The organism is Rhizobium sp. RHZ01, assembly GCF_014851595.1.
Taxonomy (GTDB): Bacteria; Pseudomonadota; Alphaproteobacteria; order Rhizobiales; family Rhizobiaceae; genus Rhizobium; species Rhizobium altiplani.
Map to the genome: position 1 here is coordinate 79,646 of NZ_JACUZZ010000005.1, position 22,322 is coordinate 101,967.

Consider the following 22,322-nt stretch of genomic DNA (forward strand, 5'->3'; position numbering starts at 1 on the left):
GATGATCCCCCAGGAGATCATCCGCCAGAAGCGAAATGGCGGAACGCTTTCCGAAGAGGATATCCAATCGTTCATTGCCGCACTTGTGGCCGGTCAGCTCTCCGAGGGGCAGATCGGCGCCTTCGCCATGGCGGTCTGGTTCAAGGGTATGTCGCGCGACGAGGTCGTGGCGCTGACGCTGGCAATGGCCCGCTCGGGCGACACACTGAACTGGGCAGACATAGACAGACCTATTGCCGACAAGCACTCGACAGGCGGCGTCGGGGACAATGTTTCCCTGATGCTCGCACCGATCGCGGCAGCGTGCGGCCTCGCCGTTCCGATGATCTCAGGGCGTGGTCTCGGCCATACCGGCGGGACGCTAGATAAGCTCGAAGCCATTCCTGGCTATACCATCACCCCTGACGCAACAGTTTTCCGCAAGGTCGTGAAGGATGTCGGCTGCGCCATCATCGGCCAAACCGGCTCCCTCGCTCCAGCCGACGGCAAGCTTTACGCTGTCCGGGATGTGACGGCGACCGTTGACTCGATTCCCCTCATCACCGCCTCGATCCTTTCGAAGAAGCTTGCGGCCGGACTGCAGACGCTGGTGCTCGACGTCAAGGTCGGCACGGGCGCGTTCATGGCCGAGCCTGACGATGCCGAGATGCTGGCCCGCGCCCTTGTCGATGTCGCCAACAGTGCAGGCGTCAGGACATCGGCCCTGATTACCGACATGAACCAGCCGCTGGCGGATGCTGCCGGAAACGCCGTCGAGATCCGAAACTGTCTGGATTTTCTAGCGGGCAAAAAGAAGAACACCCGCTTGGAGGCTGCCGTGCTGGCCTTCGCAGCCGAGATGCTGGCGAAGTCAGGTGTGGTGTCGTCACTTGAGGACGGTGAGGCAAAAGCCGTGGACGCGCTTTCTACGGGCAAGGCCGCCGAAAGCTTTGCCCGCATGGTCAGCCGCCTCGGCGGCCCCTCGGATCTGTTGGAGGCGCCGGACAAGTACCTCGTCGAGGCGCCGCTGACGAAACCTGTCCCCGCACCTCGGTCCGGTTGGCTTTCCGGCTGCGACGTACGGGAGATCGGCATGACCGTCGTCGACCTCGGCGGCGGACGGCGTCATCCCGCCGACAGGATCGATCATCGCGTCGGGATATCCGACATTCTGCCGCTTGGCACGCGTGTAGAGAAAGGCGACCCCATCGCGCTTGTGCATGCCTCAAGCGCGGATTCAGCAGATGCGGCGGTTGCCGCCCTCGCCAAACATTACCGGATCGACGAACACCAGCCTGCCACCCCCGCCGTCATTTACGAGCGCCTCGTGGCTCTTTCAGCAAGCTAAGGATCGCGTTCCGAAAAGGAGGCAGGCTTCGCCAGGAAGCGCATCCATCCCCTGAGAGCCAGTAACCACGACCTCAACGGCTATTTGTCATCAAAAACAACCAGGGGATGTTTGGGAGGCAAACAATTTCGCCCTTACGATGAGTTCGCCGTTTACTTGCATCGGAATTGCGCAGAATATTAGCGTATGGGAGGAAGCCTTCGGCCCTCACTCTCTGTAAATTGCGCTCGAACGGCTTTCCTTCCTTGACTCAAGGGAGGACTAATCATGAGGCGGACTTTGCTGTACGCGGTGTCAGCCGCGCTACTATCGCTCGGCGTCTCGCATGCATTTGCGCAGTCGGGCAGCGTCGAGAAAGCAGTTGGCGGCTATAATTTTGCCGAAGCTGCCAAGGAAGATCCCAACACGAAGAACTTCCATTCGGCGGACGGTCATTTGACCTTCGCGATCGTGACTCATACGGCAGGCAATGGCTTTTTTGATCCCGTCTATGTCGGCGCAACGGTCGCCGGCAACATGATCGGCGCCAAGATCCTGCTGCTCGGCTCGGAATCGCCAGTTGACGATCCGGCGCGCGCAATCGAGATCCTCAACCAGATCGTCCAGGATCCGACGATCGACGGCATCATTATGACGACGCCGCAGGTCGGCGCCTACAACGACATCGTCAAAGCTGCCGAGGCGGCCGGCATACCGATCGCCACAACCAACTCATTCGATGCAACCATCCTGCATCGCAGTGCCATCAGCCATACTGGTCAGGACGCATCGGCCGCGGCAATCGGCGGCGAGGCTCTTGCCAATTGTGTGATTGCGAGCGGCGCAACCAGCGGCTCGATTCTGTTGCCGTCGTCAACTGCGATGGGCAACATCGAGGTCAACAACCGGGTCACCTCCGCTTTCAACGCCATCGTCAAAACATTGAAGGAGGCCGGCAAGCTTGACGCTTTCAAGGTTGACGCTGGACCGGAGAACGTCGGCATCGACACGAACCCCAACGATCCGGTCAACGCGCTTGTTTCGCTCTTCGAATCCCGTGGTGACGTGGTCGGTGCCTTCACCGCCAACAACGTCTTCACGCCACCGCTCGTCAAGGCCGTCGCACAGATGGGCAAGACCGGCAAGCTCTGCGCATTCGGGTTCGACCTCGGCCCGGCACAGCAGGAGGGAATCGCCGCCGGAAACCTGACCGGTTCGCTGGGACAGCAACCCTTCCTGCAGGGCTTCTGGCCTGTCATGCAGCTTTACCTGCAGATCGATCGCGGCATTTCCGCCGCCAACCTGGACACGCGTGCCCAGTTGGTGACGAAGGAGAACGTCGCAAAGGTTGGCAAGCGCTTCGAAAACTAACACTCCGAAACGCCTGAAATCGACGCGGGAGGTGCAAGCCTCCCGCATCGCGACGGCGAGATTGATCGGCAGACACCATGGCGCCCACGACGACATCGCTAGGCCGTGCGCCGCCCCAGCTCGTCGGCGGCTGGGAGGCTGGGCTGCTGATCTTCCTCGCCTTGCTCTACCTCGGCGGGGCTATCGTCAATCCGGCCTTCTTTGGATCAACGGAGGCCCTGTTGGCGCTACTTCGCGACACGTCCCGTGTCGGGATAATCGCGGTCGGAATGACCTTTGTCATCGCCAACAAGGACCTGGATCTTTCGGTCGGTTCGACCTACGGCCTGATCGCCGTCGTTTTTGCGAGGCTCTTTGCGTCAAACGTTCTCGACTTCGGCGTCATCGAGTCGATGATCTTCTGTGTGCTGCTCGGCACGGTGATTGGTCTCGTCAACGGCGTCCTCGTGACGATGCTGAAAGTGCCCGCGTTCATTGCAACGCTGACGATGCTCTTTATCGGTCGAGGCTTCGTTCTTGCGCTCACGCATGGCCAAGCGATCTACTACTCCGGCAAGGCGGCAGACTATCCGCTCTTCTTTCATCTCGGAGAGATCAACGCTCTCGGCTTCAATAACCAGATCGCGATCTTCCTCCTCGTAGCTGTCATCGGCGCCTATGTGCTTGCCAAGACCCGCTGGGGCTATGAGACCTTCGCGACCGGCGGCAACGAGCAGGCCGCAGCCTATGCCGGCATCAACACCCAGTGGGTGCGAATTCGCGCCTACCTGATCTCGTCGCTCTGCGCGACCCTTTCCGGTCTTCTGGCAGCGGCGCAGGACAAGGGCGTCACCCCTCTTTACGGCGTCGGCTGGGAGCTTACCGTGATCGCATCTGTCGTCATCGGCGGTGCGTCGATCCTTGGCGGGCGCGGGCGCGTGCTCGGGTCCTGCCTTGGCGCGACAGTCGTTGTGCTGATCGACAAGGTGCTGCGCGAAGGTTGGCCGATCACGCGGACCGTCATCATCGATGGAGAGAGCGTTGCCGTCGGCGCCAGGTTCACCTTGCCAGCCGGTGCCGTCATGGTCTTCCTGGGGCTGCTTCTGGTCGTGGCCGTGCTGATCGAGCCCTTCCTCATTCGACGCCAGATCGCGGCCCGGTTCTGGGCCTGGCTCCGCGGTCGGCCACCGCCGCCGGCCTACGAAACCGGCGGCGTCGCTCTGGAAGGCGTGCAGACCAAAGGGGCGATGGCGGCCGACATGGCGCTCTCGGCCACGGGGCTCGGCAAGTTCCTTGCACGGCGCGACGCACTCGCCATCATCCTGACGGTGCTGCTCTGGCTGACCGGCCTGGCGCTAAGGCCGGACTACTGGTGGAACCTGCCCAACACCTTCGCGATCCTGCTCAACTACACAGAGCTGGCGCTCGTTACCGTCGGGCTCACCTATGTCATTGCGGCCGGTGATATCGATCTCTCCGTTGGCTCGGTGCTTGCGCTCGCCGGCAGCACGGCCGCCTATTTCCTCAAGGTGCTGGGCGCCGATCCATTCACTGCCGTGGCGATGGGTCTGCTTGCGGGGACGGTTGCCGGCCTTGTCAATGCCGTCATCACCGTCGGCTTCAAGCTGCCCGCCTTCATTGCCACGCTCGGCATGTTCTACATTGCCCGAGGTCTTGCCGCTTGGTTTGTCGCCGGCCAGCAGCTGACCGGCTGGCCGGAAGGCTACAACCTGCTTGGCCGCAAGGTGAACGACATTTTCCTGCATTTCGGTGTTTCGCTGCCCCCGGGGATGATCCGTACGGTAGCCGAGGTCGTCAGCATACAGACGATCTTCATGTTTTTCGTCGCCCTCATCGCCGGCATCGTGCTTGCCTACACACCATTTGGGCTGAAGGTCTGTGCAGCAGGCGGCAATGTCCGCGCTGCCGCCTACGCCGGCATCAATACCAACCGTGTTCGCTTCATTGCACTAGTACTGTCCGCGTTCTGCGCAACCATGGCCGGGATCATCAACGTCGCTTATTTCCGCAGCTTCAACCCGGTTGCCGGCCAGTTCCGCGAGCTTGACGCCATTGCCTCCGTGATCATCGGCGGCGGATCAATCTTCGGCGGCTACGGCACGATGATCGGCTCGCTTGCAGGCGCGGCTGTAATAACGCTTGTCCGCGCGCTCCTGCAACTCAATGTCCAAGGCTTCAGCATGCCCCAGCACTGGATCAATGTCTTCATCGGGGTCATCCTCATTGTGGCAGTGCTGATCGACATATGGGTGCGGCAGGCGAATATCTTTGCGCGCCTGCGCGGCCGTTTCACGACAGCAGCACGAACGGGAGAAGCCATCCATGGCTGACGTGACGCCTTCGCGGCCGATTGTGGAAATGCGGGGCATCGAAAAGGCTTTCGGAGCCGTGCAGGCGCTCCGCAAGGTCGATCTCGTGCTCTATCCCGGGGAGATTCTTGGCCTGGTCGGGGACAACTCTGCCGGCAAGTCGACGCTGATGAAGATCCTGACAGGCGCCTATCAGCGCGACTCCGGCGAAATCCTGGTCGCGGGGCAGCCGGTCTCTTTCAAAAGCCCGCACGAGAGCCGCGACGCAGGGATCGAGATGATCTATCAGGACTTCGCGCTCTGCGGGAACATGGATGTCGGCCAGAACATTTTTCTCGGCCGCTGGCCTCTCAGAGGCCCCTTCGTCGATCGGCAAAAAATGTATGCCGAAGCGGACAACGTGTTGAAGCGGCTCAAGGTCGACGTGAATTCCGTCTATCAGAAGGTCGAGAGCCTGTCGGGCGGCCGCCAGCAGTCCGTGGCGATCGCCCGCGCGATCTCCTTCGAGCCGCGCGTTGTCATTCTCGACGAGCCGACCGCCAATCTTTCGGTCATGGCGACCGAGCGGCTGCTCGAAACCATGCTGGAGTTGAAGAAACAAGGCGTTGCCCAGATCATCATCTCACACCGCCTCGTCGACATTTTCGCCGTCGGCGATCGCGTCATGGTCCTCAAGCGCGGTGAATATGTCGGTGACCGCTACGTCAAGAACACCGACGAGCACGAGGTCCTGGAGATAATTGTCTCTGGCACCCGGGAGAGCGCGCTGACGGCCGACGAGGCAAGAAACCGGCCATCGACGCCCTGACGCCTATTGCTTCAAACTGAGCGATCCATCGGCAACGGAATAGGAAGCGAGCTTGCGCAGGAAGCTCATGCCGACGAGCGTGGAGGACAGGGCGCCATCCTTCAGCACAAAGGCCTCCACATCACGCACGCGGATGCCGCCAATCTCCACCCGATCCAATGTCACGTGCGCTGCCTTCGTCTTCCCGTTGGCTGTGTCGACCGAGTAGCGGAAATCAAGCTGGTTGCCCGTATAACCCAGGCGTCGAGCGAAGCTCTCATTCAGAGCGACGTAGGTCGCGCCGGTATCGATCAGGCCCTGCACCTGACGACCATTGATTCTGAAATCGCCGGAATAGTGGCCTTGAGCATCAGCCCGCAGGCGCATTGTGCCGCCACTTGCCGCGGCTCGCCCCTGTTCTGCATTGTCGGTTACGAAATTGGCCGAGGCGACCATTTCGCCGCTGCGTTTTCCCATGAGGGTCGGTATCTGTGTTGCAAGCACCGCAGCCACGCTTGCAAAAATGACGGTACGCACGAGCATCGGGACAGAAATCCTTCCTGTATAAACCCCGCGTCATGCGTGGCCATGCTTACACGTCCTACTCCCTAATCGCTGACAAGTTGCTAATGCCTGCAAAGCAAATGGTCCGGCACGCGTGTCCGGACCATCGACTGCATCCGAATGGTAAACAGATGACGAATTACTTCGTGCCGTACATGCGATCGCCGGCATCGCCGAGACCAGGCATGATGTAGCCCTTCTCGTTCAGATGGCTATCGATCGAAGCGGTGAAGACGGGCACATCTGGATGCGCCTCGCGGAAATTCTTGATGCCCTCTGGCGCCGCAAGAAGGCAGAGGAAGCGAATGTTATGGGCGCCGCGCTCCTTGAGCTTGTCGATCGCCGCGATCGACGAGTTGCCGGTGGCGAGCATCGGGTCGACGACGATGATCAAGCGTTCGGAGATATCCTCGGGAGCCTTGAAGTAATACTCGACCGGCTGCAACGTTTCATGGTCACGGTAGACGCCGATATGCGAAACGCGCGCCGACGGCACAAGGTCGAGCATGCCTTCGAGAAGGCCGTTGCCGGCACGGAGGATCGAAGCAAAGACGAGCTTCTTGCCTTCCAGGATCGGCGACTCCATCGTCTGCAGGGGCGTCTCGATGGTCTCCATGGTGAGTTCGAGATCACGGGTCACTTCGTAGCAGAGCAAGGTGGAGATTTCGCGCAGGAGCCGACGGAAACTCCCGGTCGATGTCTCCTTACGCCGCATGATCGTGAGTTTGTGCTGCACAAGCGGGTGATCGATGACCGTTACGCCGTCCATGGCCGAGCCCTTCCTATCGTTGTTCTTATCGGATGTTTCTTCCATGGAAATTGCCCTCACCGCAAGAGCGGAGGCAATTTTGCAGCATCGATCCCCAGGGCTAGCCGGATTACATCCGGGCGAAGAGCGCCTGCCGCGTCGGCTCGTCGACGAAAGCTGCCTCAATTCCCGTGCGGGTCATCTCGTTGATCGCAGCATCGCTGAAACCGAAGGCGTCGGCAGCCAATTCGTACTCGCGCTTCAGCGAAGTATGGAAGAAGGGCGGGTCGTCCGAACTGATCGTCACGCGAACACCTGACTCCTTGAGCTTTCGCAACGGATGAGAAGCGAAATCTGGAAAGACGTTTAGCGCAATATTGGAGCCGGGGCATACCTCCAGCACCGTTCCGAGATCGGCGAGCCGCTTGACGAGATCAAGGTCCTCGATCGCCCGGACGCCATGGCCGATCCGGGAAGGCCTGACAACGTCGAGCGCATCGGCGACGCTGAACGCACCGCACACCTCGCCGGCGTGAATGGTGAGGCCGAGGCCTGCATCGCGCGCGATGTCGAAGGCGCGCGCATAATCGGCAACCCCACCCATCCGTTCCTCCCCTGCAAGATTGAAGCCAGTGATAAGCGGATTCTTCGCGTTCGCAGCATATTCGGCGGCGCCGATGACACTCTCCGGGCCGAAATGACGCTCTCCGGTGACAATCAGGCGTGCCTCGATGTCGCTTTTCGCCTTTGCACGACGCATGCCTTCGCACACGCCCTCGATGTAGGCATCCGCTCCAAGCCCGATCCGCTTGCCGTGATCGGGGGAGACGATCAGCTCGCTGTAGATCGTTCCGATCGCGGCAAGCTCATCGAGATAGGTTTCCGTCAGCAGTGCGTAGTCTTCCTCGGTCTTGTAGACCTCCGAGACCTTGTCGTAACACTCCAGAAAGCTCGCGAAATCATGCCAGACATAGGTGCCGTCAGCGAGGTAGGGGCTGATGTCGATGTTATACTTGCGAGCCTGCGCCACGGTGAGCGTCGGCGGCGCCGCTCCTTCCAGATGGCAGTGCAGCTCGACTTTCTTCAAATGCGACGTCATAGAAAGCTTCTCCCGTGCGCGCCCGCCGGAATGCGCAGATGGCGGGCAATCGTCTCGCCGATATCCGCATAAGTGGCGCGAATGCCAATATCGCGGGAACGCAGTCCCGGCCCGTAGGCAATGATCGGCACGCGCTCGCGCGTGTGATCGGTGCCGCGCCACGTCGGATCGCAGCCGTGGTCGGCGGTCAGGATGACGAGGTCGCCGGGCTTCAACTTGCCACCCACTTCGGGAAGCCTGCTATCAAAGGCCTCAAGCGCTGCGGCATAGCCGGCGACATCCCGGCGATGGCCATAGACCATGTCGAAATCTACAAAATTGGTGAAAACCAGTTCGCCATCCTCGGCGGAATCCATCGCCGCAAGGCTGGCGTCCATCAAAGCCTCATTGCCATTGGCCTTGATCACCCGCGAGACGCCCTTATGCGCGAAGATGTCGCCGATCTTGCCGATGGCATGGACCTTGCGCCCTTCCTTGACCAGCCGGTCGAGAAGCGTCGGTTCCGGCGGCGGCACCGAAAAGTCGCGACGGTTTCCGGTGCGCTGAAACTTGGAAGCGGTTTCGCCGACGAATGGTCGTGCGATGACGCGGCCGATATTGTAATCATCGAGCAGCGCCCGGGCGATCGTGCAGAAGGTCATGAGCCGGTCGAGGCCGAAATGCGTCTCATGCGCGGCAACCTGGAAGACAGAGTCGGACGAGGTGTAGCAGATCGGCTTTCCGGTCCGGATATGCTCTTCGCCGTGGCGGGCAATGATGTCGGTACCAGAGGCGTGGCAGTTGCCGAGTATCCCGGGAATGTCGGCCGCCCTGCAGAGCGCCTCGACAAGCTGCGGTGGAAAGGCATCGCCTTCTGTCGGAAAGTAACCCCAGTCAAACGTTACCGGCGTCCCGGCGATTTCCCAATGACCGGACGGAGTGTCCTTGCCACGCGAGACCTCGCTGGCGGAACCGTACATCGCGTACACCTTCTCCGGCACCGGCATTCCGGCCGGAAACCTGCCAGACGCCGCCTTGGCGAGATGGACGAGGCCAAGAGCCGACATATTCGGAAGCTGGAGCGGGCCTGAGCGCAATCCCTCGCGATCGCCCGCACCGGCCGCGCAGAATTCCGCGATATGCCCCAGCGTGTCAGCGCCTTCGTCGCCATAGGCTGCCGCATCCGGCGCGCCGCCGACGCCAAAGGAATCCAGAACGAAAAGAAAGGCTCGCGCCATGCACCACCTAGCGACAGGAAATTGACGTCCCGCGCATCGCGGGCCACTTCTCAAGCCTTATAACGGCCGAGCGGACTTGGCAAACGAGGCTGACGCGTCAGCAATCGCCGCACGCTATCGTGGTGCTCCCGCGGGGTAGAAAGAAATGACTGTGGCTGATCGTGATCGTGCTGCCGTTCGGCAGCAAGTTGGGTGCGTTGAGCCGGATCAGAAGTCTAACGGAATTCGCAGAGATACTCAGCAGCTATTGCTGGCTTGCCGTTGCGGTCTCTGTGCCTTGTTGGCTATGCTGTTCGCAATTCGGAGTACAAGAAAGAACAGAGCGCTCCGTTTGGCGAAAGACGCGGACAGTGTTGGCCTCATCAATCGACACGAGGATGCTTTCATCCAGTATTGCGTTGCCATCCGCATCGAGCAGCACAAGATTGGTCGTTCCGAAACTGCGCCCGGTCAGGACGATCGTCTTGGAATCCGCCACGGTTGCGTCGGCAACCTTGGCGTTTCCGACGATGACCTTGCTCACCGGCCGATCGAGTTTCAAAACGCGGGCTTGATCCATGTAGACCCGCAGAATGTCCTGTTGCGCGAGCGCGGATCCGCCAAGGCCGAGGGCGGTAAAAAAGCTGGCCAGGATGATCCTCTTGCCACTCGGCGACATTTGATTCTCTCTCGGGTTACGGCGATTTTTGCAAAACAGCATGAGAAAAATTGGTGAATGAAGTCTTAAGCCTATTATGGTTTATCGAAGACGCCAGTTTTATGCGCCATATTGCGACAGGGGCTTCGAGGGTATTATCCTGTTCACCGCCATTGAATATCGGCACGAGGACATTCACTAGCAGCGAATGCCTTTACTACCCGGCGCGCGGGACTTTTCTATAAAATTCTAAACAATTGCGATAGGGAATACTTACCATCCTTAGGCATCGGCCAGAATTTACCGGACGGTAACCTAACTCTTTAAGTTGATAGAAACAGGGTCACGCTAAATTGATGCAATCCGATCAACGGCAACAGTTGGCGGACTGCTGAACATCAACTGGAGTTAGGAGTTACCATGACCAAGCTTGTTAGCCGTTTTCTCAAGGACGAATCCGGTGCGACCGCAATTGAATATGGCCTGATCGCAGCGCTTATCTCTGTTGCGCTGATCACCGGAGCAACCGCGCTGGGCAGCAAACTGAACAATCTCTTCAACGGCATTTCCGGCAAGATGGGTGACGCCTGCACGACCGGCGGTGTCACCGGTTGCTGATGCCACGTCGCCTTTGAGAAGAGAAGCCGTCCTGATACCTCAGGGCGGCTTTGCATTTTTGTTCGGCCTCATGGGGTAAATCGGATCATGACTGCCAGCGTCATCATTACCATCTTTCCGATGTGCCTAACATTCGCGGCGGTAATGGATACTTTAACCATGACCATCCCGAACCGAATCTCGGTAATTCTATTGGCATCTTTCTTTGCGCTAGCCCCCTTCGTCGGCATGGATTGGCCGACATTTGGCTATCATCTACTCGGCGGCGCTGTCGTCTTCGCTGCCTGCTTTGTTTTCTTCGCGCTGAACATCATGGGCGGGGGAGACGCCAAGCTGCTAACCACCGCCGCCGTTTGGGTCGGTTTCGGAGATCCGCTGGTAGAATTCATCGGCTACGTAGGTGTCACCGGTGGTCTCCTGGCCGCCGTCATCCTCCTGTTGCGAATGCAGAACGACATGATTACGGCGATCGGGTTACGGGTGCCGAATTCGCTCCTCGTCGCTAAGAAGATTCCCTATGGCATCGCGATCGCGATTGGCGGCTTCGTGGCCTTTCCCTCTTCACCGCTCTTTCTTGCGGCACTTGAGGGCCTGAAGTAACGGCAAGTTAATCCTCCGTTAACTTAAAATCGAAGGCTTTCATTAACTATAATTATACCAATTGCAGGCCATTCTTCGGGTATCGCGAATCCCCGAGGAACGATTAATGAAGCCCGCCCGCCTTTTGATACTAGGAGTCGCTGTCGTTGCGGCCGGCCTTGCCGGCGTGCTGGCGATGAGCCTCGCGGGTCGTGGCTCCGTTGTCACCCAGGTCAAATCAGTCGTCGAGAAAGAGCCGACCGTCAAAATACTGGTCTCCGGTGCCAACCTCCCGGTCGGCGCACGATTGGATGATAAAGCCGTTCACTGGATGGCCTGGCCGCAGAGCGGCGTCGTCCAGGGCTTCATTACCGAAACCGACAAGCCAGATGCCCTGAAAGACCTGCAGGGCGCTGTCGTTCGCCTGCCGATTTTCGAGGGCGAGCCCATCCGCGCGGAAAAGATCGCGGATTCGAACAGCCGCATCCTGTCCTCCCTCTTGCCCTCCGGAAAACGTGCCGTCGCAACCGAGATTTCGGTTTCGACAGGTGCCGGCGGCTTCATCCTGCCGAATGACCGCGTCGACGTGATTATGGTCCGCAAGTCGAAGGAAGCCGACAAGTATCTGACCGAGACTGTGCTCAGCAATGTGCGCGTACTCGCGATCGACCAGCAGATCCAGGAAAAGGAAGACGGCTCCAAAGCCGTCGTTGGTACCACGGCAACGCTCGAGCTAACCCCCGACCAGACCAAGGTACTGGCCGTTGCGCAGCAGATGGCCGACCGGCTGTCGCTGGCATTGCGTTCCGTTGCCGACGCCCAGGAACAGGATACCAGCGCTGCTGACTACCTCCTCAGCGGCGATAATGGCAGCGCCATCGTGCAAGTCATCAAATCAGGCTCAATCGTCACAGACAGCAGCAGCGCGCCGAAGGCCGAGTAAAGGAAGTGGGAATGGGCAATTTGAAGCGCTACACAAAGCCCTTGATGGCAGGTTGCTTGTCCTTTGCGATCGCATTCACGGGCGCCGCTCCGGGCGTTCTCGCTCCTGTTCTCGGTGCAAGAGCTGCGTACGCGGTTTCCGATGGGATCGTTAACATCACCCAGGCTGGTCCTGGCGCACACCGCAGCTTGAAGCTCGGTTTGAAGAAGGCGATTGTCGTTGACCTTCCGGTCGATGCACATGACATCCTCGTCTCGGACCCCTCCATGGCCGACGCGGTCACGCGTAGCTCCCGTCGTATCTATCTCTTCGGCAAAACCGTAGGCCAGACGAACATATTCATTTTCGGCGCCGATGGGCAGCAGATCGTCAGTCTCGATATAGCGATCGAACGCGACGTCGCGGGCCTGGAGGCTAATCTCCGGCGCTTCATCCCCGACTCCTGCATCAAAATCGAGATCGTGTCCGACAATATCGTGCTAACCGGCACAGTTCGCACGCCACAGGACGCGGCACAAGCCGCAGACCTCGCGCAAGCCTTCCTGAAAGGTGGCGAAGCAACAACGCGTACGGAAACAGCCAGCGCTTCTGGCGGAGACGGTTCGGTGGCCCTTTTCGCCGAAGGCCGCCAGACCTCACAGGTCGTCAATCTGCTGCAAATCCAGGGCGAAGACCAGGTCACGCTGAAGGTCACCATCGCGGAAGTTCGCAGAGAGGTACTGAAGCAGCTTGGCTTCGACAATCTCGTTTCCAATTCCAAGGGTCTCTCGGTTGCCCAGCTCGGCTCCCCGAACTCCGACAGCGCCGCCGCGATCGTTGGCGGCGGCCTAGCGGCCCTCTTCAAGAGCTCGATCGGAAAATACGATATCTCGACCTATCTCAACGCGCTTGAACAAGCGAAGGTCGTGAAGACGCTGGCCGAGCCGACACTGACGGCGATTTCCGGCCAGGCAGCGACCTTCAATTCCGGCGGCCAGGTGCTTTATTCGACGACGGACAATGACGGCAACGTCACGATCGTTCCTTACAACTACGGCATCAATCTCGCCTTCAAGCCGGTCGTCCTGTCCTCCGGCCGAATCAGCCTGGAAATCAAGACGAACGTATCGGAGCCTGCCCCTTCGGTTTCCGGCTCAACACCAACCTACCAGCGCCGCTCGGCCGAGACCTCCGTCGAGCTTCCCTCGGGTGGCTCCATCGCGCTTGCTGGGCTGATCCGCGACAACGTATTGCAGACCTCGAACGGCACGCCGGGCGTCAACAAGATCCCTCTGCTTGGCACATTGTTCCGGCAGCGCACTGTCGAGCGTGATGAGACCGAACTTGTCATCATTGCAACGCCCTATCTCGTTCGCCCGGTTGCTCGCGATCAGCTCAGCCGCCCGGACGACAACTTCAGCCCGGAAAACGACGCGGCGACCTTCCTGCTCAATCGCGTCAACAAGGTTTACGGCGGCCGTGAAACGCCCGTCGCCGACGCGCAATTCCATGGCTCCATCGGGTTCATCTACAAATGAGCGCGGCAGGATCAGCAATGGCACAACACAGAGATCAGCCGATGGCCCACATGCAGAACACCGCACATGATTCCCGCCGTTCGAATTCGCTGCTGACATTTATCGCGGTGGCTGCCGCCCTGCTTTCCGGCTGTGCCTCCCATGACCAACTGACGACCGGTGGCATTCCCGACGACTATCGCCAGCGACACCCGATCGTGGTTGCCGAAGCCGAGCAATCGGTCGATATCCCGGTCGCGTCGACAGACCGCCGCCTCAACATCGCCCAGCGCGACATGATCCGCGGCTTCGCGCAGAATTACACGTCGCGGGCAACCGGGCCGGTCTATCTGCTGACGCCCGAGGGATCGCCGAATGCGGCGGCAGCACGGCAGCTGCGGGGTCAGGTACGCGCTGAGCTTTCCGCCCGCGGCATCGCAAGTTCCAAGATCGTCAACAGTTCCTACGGAGCGGCCGGCGCGGGTGACGCAGCGCCCATTCGCCTGACTTTCGTCGGCACGACAGCAATGACGTCGCAGTGCGGTCAATGGCCGAGAGACATCATCAACGATTTCACCAACCAGAATTATTACAATTTCGGTTGTGCAACGCAGAACAACCTGGCTGCACAAGTGGCAAACCCGGAAGACCTGATCGCGCCTCGCGGCATGACCCCGATTGATGCGGCCCGCCGCAACGCTGCGATCAAAGAGTATCGCGAAACGACAAGCACGATTGAAGACGTCACCAGCAGCTCCAACAGCTTCTGATCAGTTTAGGACCGAACGATGAGTACAGTCGAATACGAGATCAAGAATACGACGGAGCTGCGCAACGCAGAAGACGCCGTTCGTATGGCCGAGCTCGAGAACATGCGGCCCTTGCCCCGCATATCGGTCCACGCCTTCTGCGAAAGCGAAGAACTGCAGCGTGTGATGGAGCGTTGCAGCCATGACCGCCGCATGTCGAAGGTCAGCCTGCGCATCACCAGCGGCGGCATTGCGGCGGCCGCGAACATGTTCGCCACGGCGCCAACGCCCAATCTGATCATTCTCGAAACCAGGACGGTATCTGCAAGTGTGCTGAACGAGCTGGCGCCGCTTGCCGCCGTCTGCGACCCGTCCACCAAGGTCATCATTGTCGGCTATCACAACGACATCGCGCTCTATCGCGAACTCGTGCGCAACGGCATTTCCGAGTATATGGTCCAGCCGGTCGCCATGCCCGATATCATGATGGCGATGGCGACGATCTTTGTCGACCCTGATGCCGAGCCTCTCGGCCGCAGCATCGCCTTCATCGGCGCCAAGGGCGGCGTCGGTTCCTCAACGATCGCCCATAATTGCGCCTTCGGCATCTCCAATCTGTTTTCGACCGAAACGATCCTGGCCGACCTCGACCTGCCCTACGGCACGGCCAATATCGATTTCGACCAGGACCCGACCCAGGGCATCGCCGAGGCGGTTTATGCGCCGGAACGCCTGGACGAAGTGTTTCTCGATCGCCTGCTGACGAAGTGCTCCGAGCATCTGTCGCTGCTTGCGGCCCCTTCCCTTCTCGACCGCGCCTATGATTTCGAAGGACAGGCGTTCCAGCCCGTGCTTGAGGTCCTGCAGCGCAACGCCCCCATCACCGTGCTCGACGTACCGCATGCCTGGTCGGAATGGACACGCTCGGTGCTGGCCAGCGTGGACGAGGTCGTCATCTGCGCCTCTCCCGATCTTGCCAACCTGCGCAACACCAAGAACATGATGGATGCGCTGCGCAAGATGCGGCCCAACGACAAGATGCCGCATCTGATCCTCAATCAGGTCGGGATGCCGAAGCGGCCGGAGATCAGTCCGGCCGATTTCTGCGGTCCGCTGGAAACCGATCCGATCGCGATCATCCCCTTCGATGCCAACCTCTTCGGCAACGCGGCCAACAGTGGCCGGATGATTTCGGAGATGGATGCAAAGTCACCGACGGCGGAAACATTCTCGCAGATATCGCACATCGTGACCGGGCGGATTGCCATCAAGAAAGCACGCAAGGGCGGATTGCTCGGCCTGCTGAAGCGCAAATGACGCCCGCCAAGATCGGATTGGAATAAGGCATGTTCGGAAAACGCGGAAACGAGGGTTTTGGCAAGGCGGGCGGCACCATCGCGCCGCCTCCGCCGGTTCCACAGCCCTCCCCGTCTGCCCCTGCGATTCTCGTCGAGCCGCAGCGCGAGCCCCCGCGCCAGCAGGTTCCGCCGCCGCCGATGCAGACGCCGCAGCGCAAGCGCCCGACCCGCACGGATGAATATTACGACACGAAAGCGCAGGTCTTCTCGGCGCTGATCGATACGATCGATCTGTCGCAGCTTGCCAAGCTCGACGGAGAAAGCGCGCGCGAAGAAATCCGCGACATCGTGAACGACATCATCACGATCAAGAACTTCGCGATGTCGATTTCCGAGCAGGAAGAACTGCTCGAAGACATCTGCAACGACGTTCTCGGTTACGGCCCGCTCGAACCGCTCCTCGCCCGAGACGATATCGCCGACATCATGGTCAACGGCGCCGGCCAAACCTTCATCGAAGTCGGCGGCAAGACCATCGAATCCGAAATCCGCTTCCGCGACAATTCGCAGCTGCTGTCGATCTGCCAGCGCATCGTTAGCCAGGTCGGCCGCCGTGTTGATGAATCAAGTCCGATCTGCGACGCCCGTCTGCCCGACGGCTCCCGTGTCAACGTCATTGCGCCTCCGCTCGCGATCGACGGGCCGGCACTCACCATCCGTAAGTTCAAGAAGGACAAGCTGAACCTCGAACAGCTCGTTCGCTTCGGCGCCATCACGCCTGAGGGAGCGACGCTTCTCCAGATCATCGGCCGCGTCCGCTGCAACGTCGTCATTTCGGGCGGTACCGGTTCGGGCAAGACGACGCTGCTCAACTGCCTCACCCGCTACATCGACGTGGACGAGCGCGTCATCACTTGCGAAGACACGGCAGAACTGCAGCTGCAGCAGCCGCACGTGGTACGCCTCGAAACCCGGCCACCGAACATCGAAGGCGAAGGCGAGATCACCATGCGCGATCTCGTCAAGAACTGCCTGCGTATGCGTCCGGAGCGGATCATCGTCGGCGAAGTGCGCGGACCGGAAGTTTTTGACCTGTTGCAGGCAATGAACACCGGTCACGACGGCTCGATGGGCACGATCCACTCGAACTCGCCGCGCGAATGCCTCAGCCGTATCGAGTCGATGATCGCAATGGGCGGTTTCACTTTGCCGGCAAAGACCGTACGCGAGATCATCTCCGGTTCGATCGATATTATCGTCCAGGCGGCCCGCCTGCGAGACGGCTCTCGTCGCATCACGCAGATTACCGAGGTGATCGGGATGGAAGGCGACGTCATCATCACCCAGGACCTGATGCGCTACGAAATCGACGGCGAGGATGCGTCGGGTAAGCTGATCGGCAGGCACAAGTCGACCGGTATCGGTAAGCCGCATTTCTGGGATCGCGCACGCTACTTCAACGAAGAAAAGCGCCTTGCCGCGGCACTCGACGAAATGGAAGCGAAATCCAAGGATTAGTGAGATGTTCGGGTTCGATCCTGTTGTGTTGGCCATTGTCGCGCTTGCCGCCATTGCGGCTGGCGCCGTTTGCTATGGCCTTCTCTTCACGCGGATGGAAACCGAAAAGAAGTCGGCCAATCGCGTCAACCGCGTCGCTTCGGCGGAGGCTGACAAGGCCGGCGTCAAGGCAGCCCGCGACCGCGTCCAGGAAATGTCGAAGCGCCGGAAATCGGTGCAGGACAACCTGAAGGACCTTGAGAAGCGCCAGCAGGAAAACACCAAGAGGAAGCTGTCGCTGAAGTCGCGGCTGACCCAGGCCGGCCTCAAGACCACGCCGGGACGGTTTTACATGTTCAGCGCCATTGTTGGCCTTGTCTTGATGTTCGTTGCCTTCCTTGCCGATGCGCCTGTCATGGTCGTGCTCGGTCTGCCCATCATTGCGGGACTTGGCATGCCGCGCTGGGTACTGGGCTTCCTGATCAAGCGGCGCCAGAACAAGTTTCTCGATGAGTTTCCCAACGCTCTCGACGTCATCGTACGCTCGATCAAATCAGGCCTGCCCTTGAACGATGCCATCCGGCTCATCGCCAATGAGGGCAAGGATCCCGTGAAGAGCGAATTTCGCCGCGTCGTCGAATCGCAGCAGGTAGGCCTCAGCGTACCGGATGCCTGTGCACGTATGAGCAATTTCATGCCTCTGCAGGAGGTCAGCTTCTTTGCAATCGTTATTGCGATCCAGTCGCAGGCAGGCGGCAACCTTTCTGAAGCCATCGGCAACCTCGCAAAGGTCCTGCGCGACAGAAAGAAGATGAAGGCGAAGGTCAAGGCACTGTCGATGGAAGCAAAGGCGTCGGCCGTCATCATCGGCGCGCTGCCGTTCATCGTTGCAACCCTCGTCTATCTGACATCGCCGGAATACATGCTGATCCTCTTCACCGACCCTCGCGGCCACCTGATCATGGGTATATCGGCGGTCTGGATGTCGATCGGCATTTTCGTCATGCGCAACATGGTCAATTTCGACATCTAGTGGAGAACGGGCGTGTCATCTGACCTCGCGACCAAACTGACAGACCCCTCCATGCTGATCGCAGTGTTCGTGGCGATCGCTGTCTTCGCCAGCCTGTATACAATCGCTGTCCCGTTCTTCGAGCGCGGCGACCTCAACAAGCGCATGAAGGCCGTATCGACGGAGCGCGAGCAGATTCGCGCTCGCGAACGCGCGCGCATGAACACCGATTCCGCCGGGAAAGCTTCCCTTCGTACCCAGAACAACCGCTCAGTGCGACAGATCGTGGAGAAGTTCAACCTTCGCGAGGCACTGGTCGACGAGAACACCATGAACAAGCTCCGGGCAGCCGGGTTTCGTTCCGAAAATGCCTTGAACATGTTCCTTGTCGCGCGTTTCCTGTTGCCGTTCCTGTTCTTCGGCCTTGCAGTTTTCTGGGTCTTTGGTCTCGATCATCTGGCCGACAAGCCAACGACGATGCGCTTCCTGGTGACGCTCGGCATCGCCTATGTGGGCTTCTATGCACCGAACATTTTCATCTCCAATCGCATGTCAAAGCGCCAGCACTCGATCAAGCGTGCCTGGCCCGACGCGCTCGACCTGATGCTAATCTGCGTCGAGTCCGGTATTTCGATCGAGGCCGCCATGCGTCGTGTATCCGAAGAACTCGGCGAGGCCTCGCCGGCGCTGGCGGAAGAGATGATTCTGACGACCGCCGAGCTTTCCTTCCTTCCCGATCGGCGGGTTGCGCTTGAGAACCTCGGCCTGCGCACGCAGATCCCACTGGTGCAGTCCGTCACCCAGGCCCTGATCCAGGCGGATCGCTACGGCACGCCGGTTTCCCAGGCGCTGCGCGTCCTCGCACAGGAAGGCCGCGACGAGCGCATGAACGAGGCAGAGAAGAAGGCTGCGGCACTTCCCCCGAAGCTCACGGTGCCGATGATCCTGTTCTTCCTGCCGGTTCTCGTCGCCGTCATCCTCGGGCCAGCTGGCATCCAGGTCGCGGATCGCTTCTAGTATTTCGACGAGGCTGGCGATCTACACGCATTGGGCATAGGGTCGGGCGTTTTCCGAGTCAGCTGGAGCCCGCGATGTCGTCTGTAAGCATCTTCCTGAGTATCATTGCCGCCCTTTCGATAGGGGCGATGAGCCCCGGTCCGAGCTTTGTCCTCGTTTCACGCATTGCAATGTCGCGTTCACGTCTGGACGGGCTTGCGGCAGCACTCGGCATGGGCATTGGCGGCGTTGCCTTCAGCGCGTTAGCGCTGGCGGGGCTGACGGCACTGCTTGCGCAATTCGAGTGGCTTTATCTGGCGCTGAAGGTGGCGGGCGGCGCCTATCTCGTCTACATCGCCCTCAAGATCTGGCGTGGCGCAGGCGAGCCGATCCATATCGGCGACGCGGCAAGCGACCATCGCTCACTCGCCCGCAGCTTCATCACCGCTCTGCTGACACAGCTCAGCAACCCAAAGGCGATCGTCGTTTACGCCGGTATCTTCGCAGCCTTGTTGCCGAAGACGGTTCCGCTTGGACTGATTTTTTCGCTGCCGATCGGCGTGTTTGCCGTCGAAGCCGGCTGGTACACGATCGTCGCGCTCGCATTCTCGGCCAGCCATCCGAGGCGGCTTTACCTCGCTGCGAAGACGTGGATCGATCGCCTGGCAGGGACGGTCATGGCCGGCCTCGGCGTGCAGCTTGTCACCTCGGGGCTAGCCGGCCGCTAGCGTCAGTTCGTGGCGGTGGGACCGCTACCGCTATCCTTGGCCGCAAGCTTTTGCCAGGAATTCTGCTGTGACAGCATCGAGCGCAGATAGGCGACGTTGGCGTCGGCCTGTTCTTGCGAAAGCTCGCCACGCGCAATCTTTTCCGCTTCAGGGAACCGGCCTTGAAGGCCAATGGCGAGCGCCAGATTCTGACGGACCCGACTATCGGCGGTGGGCTGGCCTGCGGCCTGACGCAAATAGGTCTCGGCCGTTCGGAGGTCACCGGTCAGCACATAAGACATACCGAGGTTCGACAGGATCGATGCTTCGTTTGGCTGGATGCCGAGCGCTTCGCGATAGCGCTGGCGCGCTTCGGCAGAGCGGCCGAGCTGATCGAGGATCGCGCCCTCCGCCGATGTGAGCTTCCAGTCCGGACGATCCGGCGTCTGAGCGCGACCGATCGTATCAAGCGCCTGCTGTAGTTGACCGGCAGCAGCCTGGGCCTTTCCGTAGGCCGCGAGCACTGTTCGATCGGTTGGGTTGGCAATGGCAACCTGCTGCATGACCGCCAGCGCCTGGGCGTCGCGGCCCTGCCTACGCAAGAGGTTGGCATAGTTCATGCCGTTGACGGCATCGCGCGGGTTCTTTTCGTAGGCCTGTCCGACACGCTCGGACGAGCTGCGTAGCTCGGCTTCGTTCATCGCTTCGACCGGCTTGGCGAGGGTCGGCACCGATCCCGTCGTCATCCGATCCTTGGTTGTCGTGCAGCCGGCGAGTGCCAGCGCGACGAGCGCGGTCGCAGCGCCCTGAAAAACCCGAGTTTTGAGCGAAGTATTGGCCGAAGCAGGCATCATGTGTCCCTGAGATCCGAATCGGCGTCTGACCTCAAAGCGGAACAGGGAAAGGCTTTGACGCAATCTTCACTCCAGCAATAGTCTGTTAACCCTAATATACCGTTAAGACGCGATTCCCGGACTTGCCTCGAAGGAAACACATGGCACCCTATCAGTTCATCGAGAGACCGACCCCGTTCAACACCAAGGGCGGCTCGACCCTGCCGATCTTTGCCGTCACCCCGGCGCATATTGAAACCGGCACGATCGATCCCATCGCGCTCGATTGGGCCAAGAAGGCGGGATATAAGGCCGAAAGCGGCTCACTGCTGCTCATTCCGACAGAGGACGGTCATCTCGGGGGCGCGTTGTTCGGGCTCGGCACCAATCCGTCCGAGCAACCTTACATTACCGGTAAGCTTGCGCGCACGCTGCCGGCCGGCGACTGGCACATCGAAACCGCACCGCTGACGGCCAACCGTCTCTCGCTTGGCTTCGGCCTCGGCAGCTATCGCTTCGACCGGTACAGGTCGGAGAAGGCGTCCGCTCCAACGCTGATGATCCCGCGCGATGCTGACGGAGCGGATATCAAGCGACAGCTTGCCGGCGTCTTCCTGGCGCGCGACCTGATCAACACGCCGACTAACGACATGGGACCGAACGAACTGGAAGCCGCCTTCCGCGGGCTTGCCGCCCATTACAAGGCGGAAATCAATGTCGTCAGCGGTGACGATCTCCGGCAGAACTTCCCTCTGGTCCATACGGTCGGCCGCGCGAGCGCCGATGCGCCGCGCCTGCTCGAAATGCGCTGGGGCAAGAAGGGTCACCGCAAGATCACGCTCGTCGGCAAGGGTGTCTGCTTCGACACCGGCGGTCTCGACATCAAGCCAGCGTCTTCGATGCTGCTGATGAAGAAGGACATGGGCGGCGCGGCAAATGTCATGGGGCTGGCGCTGATGATCATGGACGCCAAGCTCAAGGTCGATCTCAGGGTTATCATTCCCGTCGTCGAAAACTCGATCTCCTCCAACGCCTTCCGCCCGGGCGACATCTACCGGAGCCGCAAGGGGCTGACGGTACAGATCGACAATACCGATGCCGAAGGCCGGTTGATCCTCGCAGATGCGCTTGCCTACGCTGACGAGGATGCTCCCGACCTCCTGATCGACATGGCGACGCTGACGGGTGCGGCGCGCGTGGCTCTCGGTCCTGACCTGCCGCCCTTCTTTACCGACGATGCCGAACTCGCCCAGGACTTGACCGAAGCAAGCCTTGAGACGGACGACCCCCTGTGGCGACTGCCGCTCTATGCCGGCTATGAAAAGGATATCCGCACCAAGTTTGCCGACATCACCAATGCGCCGGCGGGCGGCATGGCCGGTGCAATCACCGCCGCCCTGTTCCTCAAGCGCTTCGTCTCCAGCGCCACGAGCTGGGCGCATTTCGATATCTACGGCTGGGCGCCATCAGAACGACCGCACTCCCCCGGCGGCGGCGAGGCGCAGGCCATTCGTGCGCTCTATCACCACATCCGGCAAAGTGTGCGTTAACGCGAT

At 60.2% G+C, this 22,322-nt stretch carries 21 protein-coding genes; 15 read left to right on the forward strand and 6 right to left on the reverse strand.

Features of this window, described 5'->3' with window-relative positions; all coding sequences use genetic code 11:
* The first annotated feature begins 1 nt into the window (after window position 1).
* The 4 genes from deoA to IB248_RS07910 all read left to right on the forward strand — a co-directional run bounded on the left by deoA (window position 2) and on the right by IB248_RS07910 (window position 5,794).
* Window positions 2-1,327, forward strand: a complete 1,326-nt coding sequence (gene deoA / locus IB248_RS07895; RefSeq protein WP_192240665.1) for a thymidine phosphorylase — start codon at window positions 2-4, stop codon at window positions 1,325-1,327.
* Between the two features lie 267 nt (window positions 1,328-1,594).
* Window positions 1,595-2,677, forward strand: coding sequence for a substrate-binding domain-containing protein (locus IB248_RS07900; RefSeq protein ID WP_018855308.1), 1,083 nt, complete (start codon window positions 1,595-1,597; stop codon window positions 2,675-2,677).
* Between the two features lie 77 nt (window positions 2,678-2,754).
* Entirely contained in the window at window positions 2,755-5,007 is a 2,253-nt protein-coding gene (locus IB248_RS07905; protein ID WP_192240666.1) for an ABC transporter permease, read from the forward strand.
* Entirely contained in the window at window positions 5,000-5,794 is a 795-nt protein-coding gene (locus IB248_RS07910; RefSeq protein ID WP_112666311.1) for an ATP-binding cassette domain-containing protein, read from the forward strand. Before IB248_RS07905 ends, IB248_RS07910 begins: the two co-directional genes overlap by 8 nt.
* Before the next feature lie 3 nt (window positions 5,795-5,797).
* Here IB248_RS07910 and IB248_RS07915 read toward each other — a convergent pair whose 3' ends face one another.
* The 5 genes from IB248_RS07915 to IB248_RS07935 form a co-directional block, all read right to left on the reverse strand.
* A complete protein-coding gene (locus IB248_RS07915; protein WP_018855311.1) occupies window positions 5,798-6,316 on the reverse strand; it encodes a TIGR02281 family clan AA aspartic protease in 519 nt (172 codons plus the stop codon).
* A gap of 160 nt (window positions 6,317-6,476) precedes the next feature.
* Window positions 6,477-7,106 carry a uracil phosphoribosyltransferase gene (gene upp / locus IB248_RS07920; protein WP_018855312.1) on the reverse strand — a complete coding sequence of 210 codons (630 nt, stop codon included), beginning with the start codon at window positions 7,104-7,106 and terminating at the stop codon, window positions 6,477-6,479.
* Window positions 7,107-7,215: 109 nt separating this feature from the next.
* Window positions 7,216-8,184 (reverse strand): adenosine deaminase, encoded by a 969-nt coding sequence (locus IB248_RS07925; RefSeq protein ID WP_192240667.1) that lies wholly within the window; start codon window positions 8,182-8,184, stop codon window positions 7,216-7,218.
* A complete protein-coding gene (locus IB248_RS07930) occupies window positions 8,181-9,401 on the reverse strand; it encodes a phosphopentomutase (protein WP_018855314.1) in 1,221 nt (406 codons plus the stop codon). Before IB248_RS07930 ends, IB248_RS07925 begins: the two co-directional genes overlap by 4 nt.
* Window positions 9,402-9,645: 244 nt before the next feature.
* Window positions 9,646-10,059 carry a pilus assembly protein N-terminal domain-containing protein gene (locus IB248_RS07935; RefSeq protein WP_025659789.1) on the reverse strand — a complete coding sequence of 138 codons (414 nt, stop codon included), beginning with the start codon at window positions 10,057-10,059 and terminating at the stop codon, window positions 9,646-9,648.
* Window positions 10,060-10,458: 399 nt separating this feature from the next.
* Here IB248_RS07935 and IB248_RS07940 point away from each other — a divergent pair, with 399 nt between their 5' ends.
* From IB248_RS07940 to IB248_RS07985, 10 genes are all read left to right on the forward strand, one after another.
* A complete protein-coding gene (locus tag IB248_RS07940; protein WP_025659788.1) occupies window positions 10,459-10,656 on the forward strand; it encodes a Flp family type IVb pilin in 198 nt (65 codons plus the stop codon).
* A gap of 87 nt (window positions 10,657-10,743) precedes the next feature.
* The gene (locus tag IB248_RS07945; RefSeq protein ID WP_192240668.1) at window positions 10,744-11,256 is read left to right on the forward strand and encodes a prepilin peptidase; all 513 of its coding nucleotides are present in this window, start codon (window positions 10,744-10,746) and stop codon (window positions 11,254-11,256) included.
* 106 nt (window positions 11,257-11,362) lie between these two features.
* Window positions 11,363-12,178, forward strand: coding sequence for a Flp pilus assembly protein CpaB (gene cpaB / locus IB248_RS07950; RefSeq protein ID WP_025659786.1), 816 nt, complete (start codon window positions 11,363-11,365; stop codon window positions 12,176-12,178).
* A gap of 11 nt (window positions 12,179-12,189) precedes the next feature.
* Entirely contained in the window at window positions 12,190-13,695 is a 1,506-nt protein-coding gene (locus IB248_RS07955; RefSeq protein ID WP_025659785.1) for a type II and III secretion system protein family protein, read from the forward strand.
* A complete protein-coding gene (locus tag IB248_RS07960) occupies window positions 13,692-14,444 on the forward strand; it encodes a CpaD family pilus assembly lipoprotein (RefSeq protein ID WP_192240669.1) in 753 nt (250 codons plus the stop codon). The genes IB248_RS07955 and IB248_RS07960 overlap by 4 nt, the downstream gene beginning before the upstream one ends.
* A gap of 18 nt (window positions 14,445-14,462) precedes the next feature.
* Window positions 14,463-15,740: a CpaE family protein gene (locus IB248_RS07965; RefSeq protein WP_025659783.1), complete on the forward strand. Its 1,278-nt coding sequence runs from the start codon at window positions 14,463-14,465 to the stop codon at window positions 15,738-15,740.
* Between the two features lie 29 nt (window positions 15,741-15,769).
* Window positions 15,770-17,239, forward strand: coding sequence for a CpaF family protein (locus tag IB248_RS07970; RefSeq protein WP_025659782.1), 1,470 nt, complete (start codon window positions 15,770-15,772; stop codon window positions 17,237-17,239).
* Between the two features lie 4 nt (window positions 17,240-17,243).
* Window positions 17,244-18,251: a type II secretion system F family protein gene (locus IB248_RS07975; protein ID WP_018855323.1), complete on the forward strand. Its 1,008-nt coding sequence runs from the start codon at window positions 17,244-17,246 to the stop codon at window positions 18,249-18,251.
* A 12-nt stretch (window positions 18,252-18,263) separates the two neighbouring features.
* The gene (locus IB248_RS07980) at window positions 18,264-19,247 is read left to right on the forward strand and encodes a type II secretion system F family protein (protein WP_018855324.1); all 984 of its coding nucleotides are present in this window, start codon (window positions 18,264-18,266) and stop codon (window positions 19,245-19,247) included.
* A 74-nt stretch (window positions 19,248-19,321) separates the two neighbouring features.
* On the forward strand, window positions 19,322-19,954 hold the full coding sequence (locus IB248_RS07985) for a LysE family translocator (RefSeq protein WP_192240670.1): 633 nt from the start codon (window positions 19,322-19,324) through the stop codon (window positions 19,952-19,954).
* Window positions 19,955-19,956: 2 nt separating this feature from the next.
* On the opposite strand, the gene IB248_RS07990 is transcribed toward IB248_RS07985, so the two are convergent.
* On the reverse strand, window positions 19,957-20,784 hold the full coding sequence (locus IB248_RS07990) for a tetratricopeptide repeat protein (protein ID WP_192240712.1): 828 nt from the start codon (window positions 20,782-20,784) through the stop codon (window positions 19,957-19,959).
* 143 nt (window positions 20,785-20,927) lie between these two features.
* Between IB248_RS07990 and IB248_RS07995 the strand changes: the two genes are divergently transcribed.
* Window positions 20,928-22,316: a M17 family metallopeptidase gene (locus IB248_RS07995; RefSeq protein ID WP_192240671.1), complete on the forward strand. Its 1,389-nt coding sequence runs from the start codon at window positions 20,928-20,930 to the stop codon at window positions 22,314-22,316.
* Window positions 22,317-22,322 lie beyond the last annotated feature (6 nt).